This window comes from Bacteroides sp. 1001136B_160425_E2, assembly GCF_015559655.1.
GTDB classification, from domain to species: Bacteria; Bacteroidota; Bacteroidia; order Bacteroidales; family Bacteroidaceae; genus Bacteroides; species Bacteroides luhongzhouii.
The window spans coordinates 279,035-297,096 of the sequence record NZ_JADMQH010000005.1 but is presented as its reverse complement, the minus strand read 5'-3'; the positions used below and the strand labels follow the sequence as shown (position 1 = coordinate 297,096).

General features: G+C 36.9%; 10 protein-coding genes. All 10 read right to left on the bottom strand.

Translation table 11 applies throughout. From position 1 onward, the window contains the following. Genes I2I04_RS07180 through I2I04_RS07135 form a run of 10 tightly spaced genes read right to left on the bottom strand, consistent with a single transcriptional unit; the run spans position 1 to position 17,986 of the window. On the bottom strand, positions 1 to 936 hold the full coding sequence (locus I2I04_RS07180) for an ABC transporter ATP-binding protein (protein WP_143260040.1): 936 nt from the start codon (positions 934 to 936) through the stop codon (positions 1 to 3). A gap of 39 nt (positions 937 to 975) precedes the next feature. After that, positions 976 to 3,786: an outer membrane beta-barrel protein gene (locus tag I2I04_RS07175; RefSeq protein ID WP_143260039.1), complete on the bottom strand. Its 2,811-nt coding sequence runs from the start codon at positions 3,784 to 3,786 to the stop codon at positions 976 to 978. Positions 3,787 to 3,827: 41 nt separating this feature from the next. Beyond that, positions 3,828 to 4,148 carry a carboxypeptidase-like regulatory domain-containing protein gene (locus I2I04_RS07170; protein WP_143260038.1) on the bottom strand — a complete coding sequence of 107 codons (321 nt, stop codon included), beginning with the start codon at positions 4,146 to 4,148 and terminating at the stop codon, positions 3,828 to 3,830. 32 nt (positions 4,149 to 4,180) lie between these two features. Next, entirely contained in the window at positions 4,181 to 6,724 is a 2,544-nt protein-coding gene (locus I2I04_RS07165; RefSeq protein ID WP_195654677.1) for a zinc-dependent metalloprotease, read from the bottom strand. 14 nt (positions 6,725 to 6,738) lie between these two features. Continuing rightward, a complete protein-coding gene (locus I2I04_RS07160; RefSeq protein ID WP_195654676.1) occupies positions 6,739 to 9,324 on the bottom strand; it encodes a zinc-dependent metalloprotease in 2,586 nt (861 codons plus the stop codon). Between the two features lie 33 nt (positions 9,325 to 9,357). Continuing rightward, positions 9,358 to 11,037, bottom strand: coding sequence for a PKD-like family lipoprotein (locus tag I2I04_RS07155; protein WP_195654675.1), 1,680 nt, complete (start codon positions 11,035 to 11,037; stop codon positions 9,358 to 9,360). Between the two features lie 21 nt (positions 11,038 to 11,058). Then, positions 11,059 to 11,919 (bottom strand): DUF4843 domain-containing protein, encoded by an 861-nt coding sequence (locus I2I04_RS07150; RefSeq protein ID WP_195472574.1) that lies wholly within the window; start codon positions 11,917 to 11,919, stop codon positions 11,059 to 11,061. Positions 11,920 to 11,930: 11 nt separating this feature from the next. Beyond that, positions 11,931 to 13,433, bottom strand: a complete 1,503-nt coding sequence (locus I2I04_RS07145; protein ID WP_195654674.1) for a RagB/SusD family nutrient uptake outer membrane protein — start codon at positions 13,431 to 13,433, stop codon at positions 11,931 to 11,933. An 11-nt stretch (positions 13,434 to 13,444) separates the two neighbouring features. After that, positions 13,445 to 16,774, bottom strand: coding sequence for a SusC/RagA family TonB-linked outer membrane protein (locus tag I2I04_RS07140; RefSeq protein ID WP_195654673.1), 3,330 nt, complete (start codon positions 16,772 to 16,774; stop codon positions 13,445 to 13,447). Positions 16,775 to 16,798: 24 nt separating this feature from the next. Continuing rightward, positions 16,799 to 17,986, bottom strand: coding sequence for a FecR family protein (locus I2I04_RS07135; protein ID WP_195472577.1), 1,188 nt, complete (start codon positions 17,984 to 17,986; stop codon positions 16,799 to 16,801). Positions 17,987 to 18,062: the final 76 nt, after the last annotated feature.

Genomic DNA, 18,062 nt, shown 5'->3' with positions numbered 1-18,062 from the left:
TTAGATATTATTTTTAAGTTTTCCCGATAGTTGTGCAAAGATTATGTCAAGAGAGCAGCGTTCCATCGTGATTTCTTTCAGCCGCCATCCGTTTTGTATGCTTAAGGCTACTACTCGTTCAGTTATGTTGTCATCGTCATCAAAGCGTATCCGGAATGTACCGGGATAGAGTTCTTCTATATTCAACACATGTTCTATCTTTGCTAGTTCTTCTATAGAAGGGGGAAGGGCAAATGTAACGGTGAAACTACTTGGAACCACATAGTTATCAAAGTCTTTCATGCTACCTGAAAATACGACTTTACCATGTTCAATCATACGAATATCATTGCAGGTAGCTTGCACTTCCGACAGGATATGAGTGGAGAGTAGGACAGAATGATCTTCGGCAATTTCTTTAATCAGATTGCGTATTTCGACAATTTGGTTAGGATCAAGCCCGTTTGTAGGTTCATCAAGTACTACGAATGGAGGATTATGTACAATAGCCTGTGCAATTCCTACTCTTTGTTGATACCCGCCTGAAAGATTCTTTATCAGGCGTTTGCTAAAATGGGCAATAGCGCAACGTTCTTTAGCTATTTCTACAGCTTCACGAATTTTTGATTTCTCCATTCTCCGCAGTGTGGCACAGTGTATGAGATATTCGTCGACAGTCAAGTCCGGATGGAGAGGTGGTTTTTGAGGTAAGAAACCAATATGTTTTTTTGCTTCAACCGGATTTTTTCGTAGATCGATGCCATTGATAAATACATCCCCTTCCGTTTGATTTAAAACTCCACAGATGATATTCATAGTGGTGGACTTACCTGCTCCATTAGACCCTAACAGACCTAATATTCCTGTTTTCTCAATAGAAAAATTGATATCGCGAATGGCCCAATCTACACTATAACGATGAGATAAGTGTTTAACTTCGACAATAGGATTACTCATATTTTTTATTTTAAATGATTAATAGATTTCTTATTCATATTACCATGCAACTCCTCTTGAAATATCCATCCGGTTCGCTTTGATCTTTCTGAATTTCCAGGAGAAATTTATGGTAAAATACCGCCCGAAGTTCTCTCGGTCAATATAACTGGTATAGTTATCTTTCATTTGGATAATACGGTTATGATATGAATTTAATAAGTCAAATGCTGTAATGCTTACTTCTGCCCGTCGATTGAATACTTTCACTCCAGCATAAATGTTTAAGATATTTTCTTTATCAATTTGATGATAGGTTTTGTTGTTCTGATGTTGATAGGTATATGATACCTTTGCAAAGAAGTACTTCAATATGGGAGTGCACGTCATGTCTACCGTTAAACGATTTGTTAATATCCGGTTCGATTGGTCATTCACTTTATTGGAGGCTTGCCGATAGTGGACGCTCCAGTAGGCCGATGTACGTAATCGAGGAATCAGATTGGTAGCGAATCTGGCTCCTATCCTCGTTGTGCTTATTTTCGTTATATCCCGTATATCATTATAGTAGTAAGGCAGATGTTCATACTTATTATTAATACTAACCTCTAAATTAGATTTGATTTTTACGATTGGATACATCCAGGAAATATCCCAATCTGTATTCCATGCTCCGTTTAGATTGTCGTAACTGCTGAGCGTACTATTTGCAATAGCCGTATAGTTAAAATCAGGCAAGTAAGTTGCTTTGTTAAAATAAGTGCTCCTATTGGAAATACTGTTTTTTATGAAAGCTAGTGTTAATTCCGAATTTATCAAATGTCCGTAGTCATTAAAGCGATACTGTTCTTTCCACCAAATTTTATGTATGGTACTGGCTTTCAAATTTGGATTTCCACTGCTGATAAAGTAAGGACTAGAGTTGTTGACTTCTGAACGTAGTTGTGCTATATTGGGGAGTTGGCTATTTATGGTATATTTGATTGTGTGTTCTGCTTTTTCACTTAATCTTCCTCCTAAAGAGATTTGTACTTCTCCTTTCAATGCGTTAAATGATTTTTTTAATATTGTTTGTGCCGTTTCTTTTCTATCCTTAATAATGGAATGTTTCCACCCTGCTGAAATATCAATATTGAAGATTCCCAAATCAGGTAGAATAACTGTCGTTTCAGGGGTATGTTCTATCAGAGAATTTCGGTAATTATATGTATTTGTAGGGTCTATTTCTCCTGTTATTTTGTTCCATGCAAGCTGATTGATATGGCGATTGTCCGATACAAAATTGTATATTAATTCGATGAATGAATATTTATCTTTTGATAACATGCGCTTTAATCCTGTTTTGGCTTCCCATTTATTTCCTCTTCCATTTGTTGGAATGGCTATGATCTCTTGTAGACTTCCACTAGTCTCATTTTGTGTTTTGTTTTCCCGGTTTTCTTCTCCGTTGGACGAGCTATTTGAATAGTTCGCGTTGACGGAATAGTTCCAGTCTCCGAAGAATTTATTCCAACTAACTGATCCTTGCATCTCTTGAGATTTACCATTGCCATTTTGTTGTAAAATGCCGGTAGATTGGATCTCATCTATGCTATTTGCTATTTGTTGCAATGTATGTTGTTTTGAATGATTAGTCGATAATGTATAATCAATAATCAAATTGCCCCATTTCTTATCATTCATACCGAATCCGGTATTCATAGTATGTTTATTATACTGATTTGTATTCTGATATTGACTTAGATAGCTCTTTTGCCAGAAGGCATCTGTAGCGAAGTATTCTTGTTCAGTTCGGGCATTTGCTTCTGTTGCGCTTCGTGCAAACTGATAGCTGCCTTTTATTTCTTTATAAAATCCTGTCTCTTTTTCCCAACGACGGGACAGATTGATGCCTCCAAAGCTATTTTCACTGTAAGTTTGCGATGGATTCTTGGTACTGAGGAACATTTGCGGTTGATTGGTTGTTCTATTCAAATTGTTGTGCATGGCATTGATCGCTACCAACATTTTCTCGGAGAAGAAGTTAAATGTACCTCCTATGCCATAGCGTACATCATGGTCTGCAAGTTGTTTTTTTTCCATATTTCCTCCGATACTTGCTATTAGATCCCCTTCCTTCGAGTTTACTAATTTGCTTTTTGTCTCAATATTCAGAACTCTGCGTTTCTTACCTTTTCTGTTTTTACGTGTTTGCTCTTTATGCTCATCTTCATCATAAGCGGATATATATACAACATCATTGGCAGGAAGGTGATTCAATGCATTCATTGGATTCTCTCCAAAAATCTTTTTGCCGTCAACGTATGCCTTTTCTACATCTTTTCCAGCAACTTTTACACTCTGTTCCGAAACTTCTACTCCCGGCATTTGTTCCAGAATATTTCGTGCCACATCATCTTCCAATATGTTGATTCCTTGTGGATTAAAACGGATAGTATCGCCTCGATATACCATAGCGGGAATTTTACCTTTTACTGTTACGGCCTGTAATTGTATAACGCGGTCGGTCAGATAAAAGTCTTTTTGTGTAGTTTGCCCCTCGTGTACATAAAGTGTATCGGAATCTGCGATGAATCCGTCGGCCCACACGATGGCTCGTGCGATACCGACGGGAACTTTATTCCAAAAGAAAAAATCTGAACTTTTATAATCTTCTTTCAATGTATCTTTACCACATATCAGATTTGCCTTGACTGCATCAAGACTTGCTTGCATAATACTTGTGCGCAGCTTTACTTTTCCATATTTAATACTCTTGTTCGGTGTTATAATTGAATCTGTACTTGCCACCTCCTGCGCAGAAAGAATAGGTATATTACAAAAGAGTATTGGTATACATGAAAGAATGATTATAGAAATAGATCTTTTCATAACACTTACATTATAAATTTAGAATCCTCATGTGAGAGTGATTAATCCAATGTGTTGTCTAGATTTTGATAATTAGGCTTCATTTCCACTCTAATGCTACCTGTATTTGCGCCAACTTTGACTTCCATTGTTTGATAACCTACAAATGAAAAAACTAATATACTTCCAATAGGTACTGTGATAGTAAATTTTCCATCAAGATCTGTTACAGTTCCATTAGTTGTTCCTTTAACAACCACACTAACACCAGGCATTGGTTCTCCATATTCGTCAACAACAACTCCAGTGACAGTTTTCATTCCTTGTGCATAAAGCATACTTCCAAGAACTAAAAATAAAAAAAATAACAAGTGCTTTTTCATAATTCAATAATTTAAAAAGATTAATATTTTATTTATAAAACTCGATCTATCATTTTTATCAGATAATTACACTTTCCACGCTCAATATCATTATGAGCTAAACTGCAGGCTTGTATTAGATAGCGGCGTGCACTTTTCAACTTATCATAGCAAATGGCTTCGATATCCGTACCGACATAGAAATTGACAGCAGTCATAGGTTCCATACCCGATTGCTCTTCTGTTGCAGATATAGAGGCAAAAGTTGTCAGCAACCCTAATGATTGTAACTTATGATTAGTTTGCTCGTTGAGAGCAATGGAAGTTACTCTTGTTGATACAGCCTTGTCAATAGCCTTTAATGTCGGACACATTCCTTTTAAAGAACTGATATATACAGACAGTTGTGCAATCATTGGAGCACTTAAAGGTTTCCCATTTAAAGTTTCTTTGAATAATTGTTTCTCTATATCATTCAAATATGCTTCTTGGGTATAAGGTTTAGTTGATTTCTCTACACTCAATCCCATACGCATCAAACGAAACATCAAAGACATCATTGGGTACCCGTTATTGTAAATCCATGTTGACATATCAGGATTGACACCACCTAAACGCAAGAAATCCTTATTAGAGTCCAGCCAGCTTAAATCATAGAAGGTACTGAATATCTTTTGTAAGACTTTCTTTTGCATATCTGCCGATACCGGTTGATATGAAGGAACATTGCTTTTTTCGTTGGCTTCATTGATATAAATACCTCCGATATAAGAAGATACAGGTGACAATGTTTTATTGATTAATTCAATAATCACAAAATCAGGAAATAGCTCCCGGTAATCATTGGGGATATTATCGTCGTGAAACCAGGCAGGACTATTTTTAACTACATATTTCACATGAGCGATTTGTGCATCTAAAGAGGCTATCGGATCATTACCTAAATCATAGTTTTGGCAACGCGGGTCTGTAGCATAAGCTGGTGAACGCTTTCCATAGAAATAGCGTGGATCTCCATCGTGTTCCATAGCCCATTTCTTCAACATGTCTGATTCATTTTCACTGGTGGCGGCATACAGATATTTGAGCGTAAATGCATCACATACACCCGGTTTGTCGACAATCAATACCACTCCTTTTTCTTTATCACCGGGCTGTGCCAGATAATTGTATAATACGTTGTCCATGACTGAAGCTGTGATACCATATTTTTGAGTAAATTCAGGAGAACGCAGTTCCTCAGGGGAGTATGCTGCAGAACCAGCCAAATTAGTTGCCAATCCCAAACTAAGACCAAATGCTTTTAGCATACGTGCTGTCAGATTCTCACAGATCACCTCATCGGCAATGTAATAAGTCCGGAAGCGCGGATCAATCTCTGCCATTTGGTATACTCCATTACGACGTACGCTGACGGCAAGGTCGCGTGGTACTCCTATCTTGGTACTTAAGATTTCTCCAGTGCGTAAATCAGTGACATTGTATGCGGTAACTTCCGAGTTGTTGTTATTCAGGAAAGCAATCGTATTTATCATTGGGTTATTAGCACGGAAAGTTGAATCTTTCTCATACGGTTTTATTATGATTGGTTTTCCTATTCCTAAGTCTTCAAATATTATATTCCATTCATCTGCACTTTTTTGGATGGCTTTTACCCAGCTATCTTGAATCAGAGTGTCGATGTAGAAGACAACAGGTTGTTGTGTTGTTATATTACGGCGTGTTACATAGTATCCTTTCTTGAAACGTTTTTCATTACGATAGTCTGTGTATGATATATAACCTGTTCCTACACGTGGGTTGGCTTCGCGGGTATTCATCTTTTCTTTCGACAGTAGGGCTAATGTTGTTTGCACTGACATTGTTAATTCCGGTTGTTCTTTGGAGACGAATCCCATGATGCTGATGCTCAACTTTGCAGTACAGTTTTGAGTGATACTGATACAATTGTCGAATGCATCTGCAGAGTCCACAAAAGATGTTTTATTTTGAGGGGAAGCACTTACAATTGTGAGCATACCTCCATAACTGCGTCCGCTAAGATTGAGTACATCTTTATTGGAACAAGAGAAATAGGAAGTGGCATTAAACACAACAGCCGTTGAATCGCTGGTGTATCCTTCAATTGGAAATGCTTTGTAAATGGCATTACTACGAGATAATGCAAAAGCCGCTTCTTGATTATCGTCCTGTTCGTTGAGGCGAACATTGTATTTCGGATCTCGGAATAATATTAATGAATCGGTTTTATCAATAATCAGATACCTACTTTGAGCAGCTTTTGTGCCCGCCAGCGAAATGTCACTTGCAGTAGTGATGGCAGAGTTTACTAAAAAATCCCGTCCCATTAATTCAACCGGTAGTTCCAGATAAATCTTATCCTCGTACTGATGAACTGTGATTGTCCCTTTATTGACTGTATGTTTCTTCTTATCTTTGAAAAGCTTGTCGTAGACACTCTTTTTTTTCTTTTGAACACTGTCAGTCTGTTGTTCGGTTTTTGCTTTTCCTTTTTTCTTTTTGGAGCGGGCATTGGCTTCATTTGTTGATCCGATAATCAACAAAATTGCCATCAACCATAAAAATAGTTTTTTCATCTTTTGTCCCTCCTTTATTTTAAGTTGATGTCGAGCATCTTTAATAATAATTCATAGTGAGCTTTAGTTTTCCCTGATGCACCGGCTGCCTTCTGCTTCATCAGTTGTTTCGCTTTAGCTATATATGCGTATACATCTGCCTGGGTAACTTTGGCTGTCATAGAAAAACGATTCAACGGTCTCCATTCAAAACCTGCTACAGGGTTGTGTATAACATCCTCTTTGATAGCATGTCCCTGACAACAAGTGTATCCGAACTGGCGGTGATTGATGTCAAGTGGTTTTTCTCCGGTCAATGCTTTCCCGGCTCCTTTGATTGTGAAGCCGGCAGTTTGCATCATCATGTATATATATTGTTTCTGGAGATTCATTTGGGATTCTGTTAATGTACGTCCGGAAATGGTCGGTTTCCATACAAAATTGTATATCATGTTGAAAGCCTCGGCAGCAGTAAATGAATCTTTTTCTAATCCTTCGTATTGTGATACCTGGAAAGGTACAGGCAGTATATATCTCAACATGAAGTTTTGAATAGTTTGTTTAGGGGAACCGGAAACCGGGAATTTAGTTAACAAGTTTTTGTTGTCAAGCCAATCCAGATCGTTATAAATCTCGAATAGGTAATTCAGGGCTTCTTTTTGTTGTGCCTTCGGAATCTGTGCAAAACGTGGCATTGTGTCTCCTTCCTTAACTTCGTTGACAAAATAACCGCCTACATTGCCTGCTACATGGGTAACATACATTGCAAGTTGTTCTACGATACCAATAAATAAATCTTCACGGTATTCGTATGTATCGTCACCTTCAGAAATCCAACTTTCCAGATTATTCATGATATACTTAAGGTTCTTGATGCCATATCGAGTTGCTTTCACAGAGTTGTCACCAATATCTTCCGTTTGTGAACGGGGATCAACAACTCCATATACTTGTTGTTTTCCATATCGGTACACAGGATTTTCTTTAATGGCATCACTGATCCATTTGCCTGTTATAATTGCTTCTTCCTCTGCAGAATTAACATTGAATACCGGAGTATACGTCCATTTAATGAGGTATTTGTCGTATTCACCAAAGCGGGGAGGAGTCAATTTAACGCCACGTTCTTTATCGCCAGGTTGTGCTACATAGTTGAAGCGGGCATAGTCCATGATGGAAGGAGTGGTACCATACTTCTGCGTGAATTCCGGTGAACGTAAAGAATCTACCGGGAAGGTGGAAGAAGCTCCCATGTTATGCATAAATCCTAAACAGTGCCCGATTTCATGTGAAAGTACATAGCGCAACGCATCTCCAACCATTTCATCCGGAATATTGACTGTGCGTACATCTTTATCGGCTTGTGCTGTTTGCACGAACAACCAGTTGCTGATAAGTTTGATGACATTGTGATATAAATATACGGAGGCATTCAGGATTTCTCCGCTTCGTGGGTCTACCCATGATGGTCCCATTGCATTTTCAATGCTTGATGGAGCATAGCGGACACATGAATATTTGATATTGTCGGGATCGAATTCCGGATCATCTGTCGGGAAATCTTTGGCTGCTACAACATCTTTGAATCCAATCTGTTCAAATAATTCATTCCATTGGGTGACTCCTTCCCGCAGATATGGTTTCCATTTTTCCGGGAAAGTATTATCGATGTAGAAGACAATCTGTTTAGTGGGTTTCACTTTCTCTCCACGTAAGTAGGCGGCGGTGTCGGACGGTTGTATATCCCATCGATTGGCATAGTAAACGGGTGCGGTCGTTTTAGCTCCTTCGCCTAGTTGTTCGCGTCCGGTAAAAAATACACCGATCCGGTAATCTGCCATACGTGGACGATAAGGCTTTTCTTTTAACAGCATGATGGAACGTGTCATTTCTGCGGTGAATGGACGGTCTTTTATGAGTGATGTTCCTTGTGAATTGCTGACAGAGAATGTATATGACAGACAGCTTTTAATAGAAACATTATCTTTGAAAGCCTTGATTTGTGAAATGTACGAGCAGTCGGATTGATAATTCTCTGTACGATTGTACATTCCATAAATAGAATTTTTGTCGAAGGGACTCATCTTTTTATTGTCGCCCAGGAAGACGCTGCTCATATCAAAAACGATAGCAGTAGAGTCATTATTGTATGCTTGAATCTTTTGGTTGCTTAAAATTGCTCCCAGTGTACTTTTGCGTAAAGCTTCATCAATTTGTGTGTTACCAGTAATATAGTCAGTGTTTACCTGACGTAACTGTACATGTGTTTTATTGCGTGTGAATACTACGTGAAGAAGATCGGTCGGTTTAGAACCGACTACTGCATTGCCATTATCAGAGATACTGGTGACAGTGGAACCAATAAGCATATCTTTATTGATTAAATTCACAGGAAGTTCAAAATATACTTTTCCATCCAGCAGATGGAGAGTAATCAGTCCTTTGGCTATTTCATGCTTTTTCTTGAATAGTTTGTCATATTCACTTTCTTTTTTAGCAGGAGTTGTTTGTTCTGTTTTTGCCTTCTTTTTTTTCCAGAAGAATGGAAATTTACGCTGTGCGTCAATGGTGGTAGACGAAGCTACCACCATTGCTGCAAGTAAGAGGATTTTCTTTCTCATATCAGTTCTTTAATGTATTTTTATGAAATTAGATTAATATCCGGTTGTTGTTACATCCAGGATTTTACCAAAACCATCATAGATTAGGGCTTTAGAAATATCCAAGGTTCCTGCACCGGCCTGTTTCATCGGAACAATTGAGACTTTTCCGTTAAATTCTGCGGATTGGGTCACAATAATGAGGGCTTTGTTATTCCATGCATTTGGGGCAATAGTTGGTGGATTACCAGTCATTACATTAATTTGATTGGTATATTGCCCTTGTTGATATAACTTGGCTTTTGTAATTTTTTCTCCGTTACTGGGGGTAAACTGTGAGGTGGTGGAGACAGATACTTCATTTCCCATACCGTAAGTAAATGAGTATATAGCTGCATCTGTTACTACATATAATACATTATTTGTATGTCCGAAGAAAATAGATACAGCTTTGTCTAGTAAGGTTTTTCCTGTCGCTGGAATAATATATTTGTTTTTTGCAGCTGCTGGTTGTTCTGGTGAAGTCACAATCCATCCCTCCCAATTATCAGGATCTTCATAATGTCCTTCTTCTGCTTTATATTGGCTTAAAGTGTAAATAGCATAATTTCCACTATTATCGTCTTTAAGTAAGAAAGTGGCCAATGAGCCATCTTGAGAACTTGTTGCGGCAATAGCTGTTTGACTTCCCATGTCATTAGGATCGAAATCCGGATTTGAGATATACGGAGTACATGTGTTATAACTCGTGCCATTTAAGGAATAAAAGGCACCTTTGGGTTTATCTAACCATACTAAATGGTTGTCTCCAATACTATATGAAGAATTTGCTGCATATACATTGTTATTGATTTCAAATCCATTAAAAACAGAATTAGGCATAGAGAATTTGTTACCTGCTACGTTTAAGAATGAATATAGTCCATTATTTGTATAAGCGATGAAAAGTTGTGAAGAACGAATATAAGATTTTACTTGAAAATCGGTGGGGCAATATAAAAATATTTTTTCATCTTCCCATGTCCCGTTTATTGAATAGTCCTTACAGTTGAAACGAATGCTTTTTCCTGTGGAAGAAATAGCCCAAATCTGATTTAAGTGAGAACTACCAAGTATTGCTGTGTTCCCCATCACCTCATAGGTTAATGAAGTCAATAATTCATCATATGCTGCTCCATTAGCAGTTTCTAGTATGTGACGGAATATTCTTTCTTCTTTTGTATATTGATTTGTTATTTGAGAATTGTTAATCAAAGTAAAATCTGTTGTTGTTCCGTTTTCACTATCTGCGATCAACAATCCGTCTAGGAAGCTACTTTGTACATATAATTCCCAAGAATAAATATATTGTAAGTTATCATTTGCTACATCTGTTACAGTCAATTTTAACGTATAGGCTCCATTTGATATAGGACGATTTATAATACCATGAAAGTCTTTTTCTGTACCAATAATTTCATAAACAGGATTATTAGTTGAGGGTTCCTCGGTTACAGCCCATTCATAGCGCAAATTAGAACCATCAAAACCATCTTGGGTAATAGATGGTACAATATCGACAGGAGATTGATAACCTACGTATATTGAATTTTCTTGATTTTTATCGTTTATACTAATTTGTACTTCTGGAATAAGGTTTGTTACAAATGAACTTTTATCCTCATAACAAGAAGTAAACCAGAGAATATTAGGCAGCAGTAATATTATTAATTGAGTTATATTATTTTTCTTCATAATTTTATAGAATTATATAAATTAATATGTTCTGGCTTCTATAATTTGTCCTTTCAAATTACCTTCGTTATGAACTAGGGGGGTATCGGGATGTTCTTTCTGATACTTTTTTAGATAATCCGCTAATTTTGCAGCATAAGCTTCATATGATTTGTCTGTTACGAATAATCTATAATTGGCGAGATATTTATATGTAAAATATGTTGGTCTCTGTGGTTGGTCAGGATGCGCAGTCATATCGTCCCAATCATCCCAGTCTAAAGCTGTTACAATTGTTTTTAAAGCATTAGAACTATAAGCCGTTGTAGAATAAGAGGTTGGAGCTAGGGATGATTTTATTAGTGAATTATATGTCATCCATACATATCGTTCAGTCGCCGGAGGGGCAATGATATTGTTGTTCCAACTTACTGTTGCTGTGATATATTCTTTAGGGCCTAACCCTAGAGTTGATGACTCCTTTAGCTGGATATAAAGTTTATATGATGCTCCATTTTGTATTTCATCAGTATTAAACAGCCTTATTTTTATTGTTCCTTTTAAACTATTTGCGGGAATCACTGCAGCAGTTATTTCATAACTGTTTTCGGGGGCAGTGGTTTCCTCCACATTGATTACATAATTCACAGTACGGTCTTCTGCCGATACATTTCCGACCAAAACTAAAGGCAGTTCATATTCACCATATTCATCAAAGGGATTCTCCAGAAAAGAATAATTCCCTTTAAATATGTCGGTTTCTGCATCGTACTCATTCGTAGAATTGAATCTGACAGCATTATATTGACTGTCAAAATATGGTATTTCTTCCTTGCCGCAACTAATGAGGCATAAAGAGAAACAGCTTATCGCTAAGATTGATTTTATAACTATTTTTTTCATATTAATATTGTTTATTGTACACGACCGGATTGTATTTCGAAGGTAGGATAAGGTAATAAATATTGCGTATCTGTCATCTCTTCACTATAATTAGGAATGGATTTACACCCTGTTCGCTTATAGTAATAGAACATGACACCTTCGGAAATGAATTCTTTGTGATATTCTTTTTGTATTTCTTTTATGATTTGATCTGCATTTAGATTCTCAAGAGGGGTGCTGATACCTCTGTTTTCGCGAATCTTATTTAGCCTTTGTAATGCCATGTCAATATTTGGGGTTGCACTTGTTGCATAGCATTCTGCAGCAATATAGAATATTTCAGGCAAGCGTATTAGAGACAAGCGGTTCTTATTGAATCCGTCTAAACTTGCTTGATGAATTTTCATAGGGACATATCCTCTGGAATCACTTTGGGTTTGATCTAACATTTGTGTGAAACGAACATCTGAATTTATGCCTTCATATATATTTTCAACATCTGTTGGAGATATATACATAGCTGTATAGTCTGTGTTGACGAAGTTGGGTATTATATATGAGGTAATGTTGGACGTAACGTCTGAAACATTTAGGCTAAATAAAGCTTCGGATGCTAGAGAACGGTTAGATTGAGAAATTTCTGGTAACAGGTAGGAGTAAGTGTACATATCGTCCATAACAATTCCATTATCACCGATAGCTGTGATTATCTCTTCAGTAGCATTTAAAGCTTTGTCTATGCTTTCTTTACTGCCTTCCCATAAATATACACGTGCTTCCAGTGCTTTGACTGCATAATAATTGAGTCGTAAAGTTCTATCTTTGAAGAAACCATCTGCATCTATACTTGTGTAATAAGAAGCCGGATGTTTTTTTGTGATCGGGTCGTATTCCTTTAATAATTTTTCTGCGGCTTCCAAATCGTTGATAATCATTTGAAGTGTCTCCTTTCCTGTGCGTTGAGGAGTTGGGATCGACGATAAAGTTGTTACATATGGAATCGTTTTTTTAGAATTTAGTTCTGCGGAACGGTTTTTCCAATCACCATATCCATATAGGCGCAACAGATCAAAATGCATATATGCACGAATGGCAAGAAGTTCTCCTTTGATAACATGATAATAGACTTCGTTCAGACTTGACTCCTGTCCTTCCATATTAGTTAATGCTTCATTGGCATTGGCTATTACAGAATATGCTTTAGCCCAGATATTTTCGATTTCCGAGAATATTTGTGTGTGGTTGTAATTGAATTTTTCATATTCTTGCATTTCTCTACTATTACTTGAATTGGAAGTCACAGGATTAAATTGATGACCTAATATTTCAATTGCATACCAGGATAATTCTTTACCATAAAGGGTATTGTCTGTCATGCTAATATAACAACCTATTAAAGATTGTTGGAATCCGGCTAGAGTGCTATAATGATCTTTTTCTCGAATTTCAGACCCTGAAGTAACATCGAACCAGTCGCTGCAAGAGGATAATGTTACTACGGACGTTAATAGGATTAATATGTATTTTTTCATCTTTATAAAATTTAGAGAGTGGCTGTTAATGAGAACGACATATTTCTTGCGAAAGGATAATTTAAACCTCGTTCTATTTTTATAGAAGAGAACGTTGCAATATCATTTAAATAGAATGATAAACGCAGGCGTTGCATACTTAATTTCCTATAAATGGAACTGGGAAACTCATAATATGCACTGATGGAAGAGAGTGATAATTCACGCCGATCCTGTACAAAGCGAGTGGTAGCACGTGTGGTTGTTTCAGAATTAAATTTCTTGTATGGTGTTACTTGTCCGGGAGTAGTCCAACGACCAATTAGCAATCGGCGATCCACATTGTAAGCAATATTTGCATTTTCCACCCGACTGACGAGGGTTGAATTATACATTTGACAGCCAGCAAGATAACTTATAGTAGCGCTTAATCCGATACCTTTATACTCGGCTGTGAAACCGCCTGTACCACGATACTTAGGATCGGAGTTACCAGCAGCGACCATATCATTGGCTGAATAAGTATAAGTGTAGGTACCATCTTTTTTAATGTATATTTCTTGTCCGGTTTGCGGATCAATACCGGCTGAAGGGACTGCCCATATTGTTTTCATAGATAATCCGTCTTGATACATTAATACAGGTGCAGAGGTATTATTATCTTCTGCTTGTTTCATCATTTTTTCATTGTAAGCCCGCATACTCTCTGACAAACGAATTATTTTATTTCGGTTATAGGCAAATGTTCCATATACATTTACAAAACCTTCTTTTCCTTGCCATATTGTATAATTAGCTTTAGCTTCAACTCCAGAATTACGTACCAATCCTAAATTATCTTTTACTATTGCGAACCCTGTAGAAGTTGGGATTGTTACATCGGTTAACATATTCTTGGTATCTGCTGAGTAATAGTCAACAGAAAGGGATAATCCGGCAACTCTCATATCAATTCCTATATTATGATCCTTTTTCTGTTCCCATTTTAATTTGGAGTTAGGCATGGAAGCTAAATAAGCTCCTGTAAATTTGCCAGCTAAGCCTCCATATACGACGCCTGTGTAATAATTATATGTAGCAATTGCTGCGTTGGTATCAAAGTTTTGATTTCCAGTCAAACCAATCGAGGCCCGAAGTTTTAACTGTTTAATCCATCCAACACCTTTCAAGATGGCTTCATTGTGCAGGTTCCATCCAATACCAAAAGACCAGCTATTGGCCCAACGGTTATCTGAACCGTATAAGGAAGATGCACTTTCCCGCACAGTTGCATCGGCTAAATAACGATTGTCATAATCATACGAAGCGGCTAATAGGAAGCTGGCTTCACGGTTAATTGTGGAATAACCAGTAGGGGTACTGTTTTCTGCATATTGTTTTGCGAATGAAATATCTGCCTTCTGATTATTGGGGAAACCTTCTGCCGTGTGTCGATATGCCGATGATTTTTCTCCGGAGATAAATGCACCGGCATTTCCAAAGATAGTATGTTTACCAAATTGATTATTATAGTTTATATTCAAGTCTCCGGAAATAGAACTGGATTTACCATTTTCCATAATATATTTACCACGCTTAAGTATATCATTAACATTTGCAAAAATGGAATGTGAGGCGGGATAGAAATCATCCATATCATTTCGTTTTTCAGAGACTCCTATACGTGCTGTTGCTTTCCAATTTTTATCAACTTGCCATTCTGCATAAAAATTATTGGTGAATTGTAAATAACTGGAAGTAAAGCTGGTTCCGATAATAGAATTATACATAGGGTTAGCTACTTTGCTTGATGTTGAGCCAATTTGTTCTACCCATTGAACTATATTCCCATTTTCATCAGTTGCTTGCCAATATGGATTCATTCTGGAATATTCGCTAAATTCTCCACAAGGGGACTCATTACTTTTGTTAGATATGATTGATAGGATATTCTTTAGTAATAGTTTGTTATGTCTGTATGATAAATTTATATCACCCGATATATTGCGGCGGTCAGATCCCTTCATAACCCCAGTAATCTGATTATAAGTAAGGTCTAAGATTGCACGTAAATTTTGGGAATCGCCTAATTCTATATTTAGGTTATGTTTATGTCCTATGCCAGTGTGAAGTGGCTTGGATAACCAGTAGGTATCTAATCCTTCTAATGCAAGTTTTCGTCGTCCATTATATAATTGATCTAATTGGATTTGTGTATTGGCGCTACTACTTGTATATACTCCGTCTAAACGTTCTGCTTCCAATTTTTCAAATGCATTACAAAGGTCATAACTGGTTAAATCCGGCATTTCCAAAGAAATACTACCATTATACGTAATACGCTGTTGATTTCCGGTTAAACGTTTTGTTTCAATAACAATTACACCATTGGCTGCTTTAGAACCGTAGAGAGCTTTTGCTGAGGCGTCTTTTAAAATTGTAATGCTTTCAATTCGGTTCATGTCCATGTCCATTATTGTCTCAGCAGTTGTTTCAAAACCATCAAGAATGAATAAAGGTTGATTGGGTTGATTTTGATAGTTGCTGCGCAAAGAACTGCTTTCTGTTGTTGGAAAACTGGAAGTTCCACGCATTGACATATCCGGAACACTATTGGGATTGGAGCCCATATCAAAATTATCTGCAATGTATATTGTAGGATCCAGATTTTTCAAACTCTGGAACACATTCTGATTTCCGACACGCATCAGATCTTTGCTCGAAATAGTAGTTGCTGCTCCAGTAAAACTTTCCGCTTTACGAGTATAAATTCCAGTAACGATAACTTCATCTAATTTAGTATCACTTTTTAGAGTAATATTTTTTCGTACATCATTCCGACCACTATTAATCATTACTTGCTGAGTAGACATTCCGATATATGAAAAGGTGATAGTACATGCAGTATTAGCTGGAATCTCTATATTATATTTACCATTATTATCTGTTATGGCAAAGCGTTGAAGATCACTAATCACAACATTAACACCGGGCAAAGGATATCCTTCTTCATCCGAAACGATACCTGTTGCGATACGTTTGCTTCCTTGTTGTTCCACTTTAGAGATAGTGACAATATCTCTTTCCATGCTGTAAGTGAGACCCGTGCCATTGAGTACGGTACGTAGTACGTTATCCACAGTTTCATCTTTTACATGGATAGTGATGGGTTTCAGTGACTTTGTCTGTTCTGTATTGTAGACAAAGCTTAATCCGGTTTGTTGTCTTAAAGCATCGAAAAAATCTTTGACAGTGACAGATTCCAGATTTAAAGTTACTTTTTTGCCACTTTCTGGAATGGCAAACATCATTGTGGGTAATAGTAATAATACTACTACCAGAGAAAGTATTCGGATTCTTTCTCTACTTTTTGTCTTTCTCATTCTTTCTTCTTGTTTAATTAGTAATTAATTGTCTGTGATTAAAATCTCTCTTCCTTCTATTTTTATTTGTAAATTCGTAGTACGTGCTATTGCTTTTAATATCGGGCTGATTGTGGCATAACGATCCATATTACCAGTAAATCGCAGTTGTTTAAGCTCGGAAGTGCCAAAGGAAATATTAACATTATACCAATGTTCTAGAATTTCGACAATATTTTCTAAAGTACGATTTTCGAAAATAAGTCGTCCTTCATTCCATGCTATGTAGGGAGTGAGGTCTACATTATATATAGATATATTGTTACCTTTCTGTTCAATGTGTGCCAATTGGCCCGGCTCTATGAGTTGTTCCTGTGTACTTCCTTGAGGAATAATACTGATACTCCCTTTCACTAATGCGACTTCTGTTCGTCCAGAGGTGAATGTATTAACATTAAATTCTGTACCATACTGTTTGATTGTTCCTTGGTCAGTGATAACATAGAAAGGACGAGCATCTTTGGCTATTTTAAAATAGGCTTCCCCTTTTAGATAAACCGTGCGTTTAGTCTTACTAAACTTTACAGGATACCGTATTTCTGTATTATAATTGAGGTGTACGGTTGTTCCATCTTCAAAGGTTACTCTGAATTCGTTTCCCTGTTCAGTTGTTAATGTGTTTTTTTCTACTATTTCAGGCTGCTGTTTTTGAGATATATCTATATTTATATTGGGTGTTGATGGATAGATGAGCGCACCATTTTGAGCTATAGCAGTTGTGGAATGATTAACTTTAACTGGTGTTGGATATGTTGGAGTAAGCGATTGTTTGTCATTCCCGGCTAAAATTAATGTAGCTTTAGGAATTCCTGGCTGTATGGCATCTCCTAAGGCTAGATTGTCAGATATTTGTTTTTCGGAAGCAATATAAAAGTACCATCCTCCTGCTATTATTATAGGTAATATTAAAATAGCTGCATATTTCAAGAGAATTGATGTGACTGATACTTGGCAATATTTCTTTTTGAAATGTTTCCATGCCTGATGTGAGTTAATCTGTGTATATGCCTCGTAGCGCTTACGAAATGATGCGCTTGTTCGTAAACGATTGAAAAACTCTTCGTGTTGTGGAGAGGTCTTGATCCAATTGTCAAGTTGTTTTTTCTCGTGCTCTGTAATATCACCGAAGAGATATTTGGCTATTAATTCTTCTGTACCAGATTTTATTTTCATATATCTATTGTCTTATCATTTGTTAATAAGACAACATGAAGATTAAAAAGAGGTACAAACTTTCTAAAAAAGATTA

Excerpts from the sequence above, each read along its gene's own strand:
- I2I04_RS07180 (WP_143260040.1), bottom strand. The coding sequence starts at position 936 with ATGAGTAATCCTATTGTCGAAGTTAAACACTTATCTCATCGTTATAGT.
- I2I04_RS07175 (WP_143260039.1), bottom strand. The coding sequence starts at position 3,786 with ATGAAAAGATCTATTTCTATAATCATTCTTTCATGTATACCAATACTC.
- I2I04_RS07170 (WP_143260038.1), bottom strand. The coding sequence starts at position 4,148 with ATGAAAAAGCACTTGTTATTTTTTTTATTTTTAGTTCTTGGAAGTATG.
- I2I04_RS07165 (WP_195654677.1), bottom strand. The coding sequence starts at position 6,724 with ATGAAAAAACTATTTTTATGGTTGATGGCAATTTTGTTGATTATCGGA.
- I2I04_RS07160 (WP_195654676.1), bottom strand. The coding sequence starts at position 9,324 with ATGAGAAAGAAAATCCTCTTACTTGCAGCAATGGTGGTAGCTTCGTCT.
- I2I04_RS07155 (WP_195654675.1), bottom strand. The coding sequence starts at position 11,037 with ATGAAGAAAAATAATATAACTCAATTAATAATATTACTGCTGCCTAAT.
- I2I04_RS07150 (WP_195472574.1), bottom strand. The coding sequence starts at position 11,919 with ATGAAAAAAATAGTTATAAAATCAATCTTAGCGATAAGCTGTTTCTCT.
- I2I04_RS07145 (WP_195654674.1), bottom strand. The coding sequence starts at position 13,433 with ATGAAAAAATACATATTAATCCTATTAACGTCCGTAGTAACATTATCC.
- I2I04_RS07140 (WP_195654673.1), bottom strand. The coding sequence starts at position 16,774 with ATGAGAAAGACAAAAAGTAGAGAAAGAATCCGAATACTTTCTCTGGTA.
- I2I04_RS07135 (WP_195472577.1), bottom strand. The coding sequence starts at position 17,986 with ATGAAAATAAAATCTGGTACAGAAGAATTAATAGCCAAATATCTCTTC.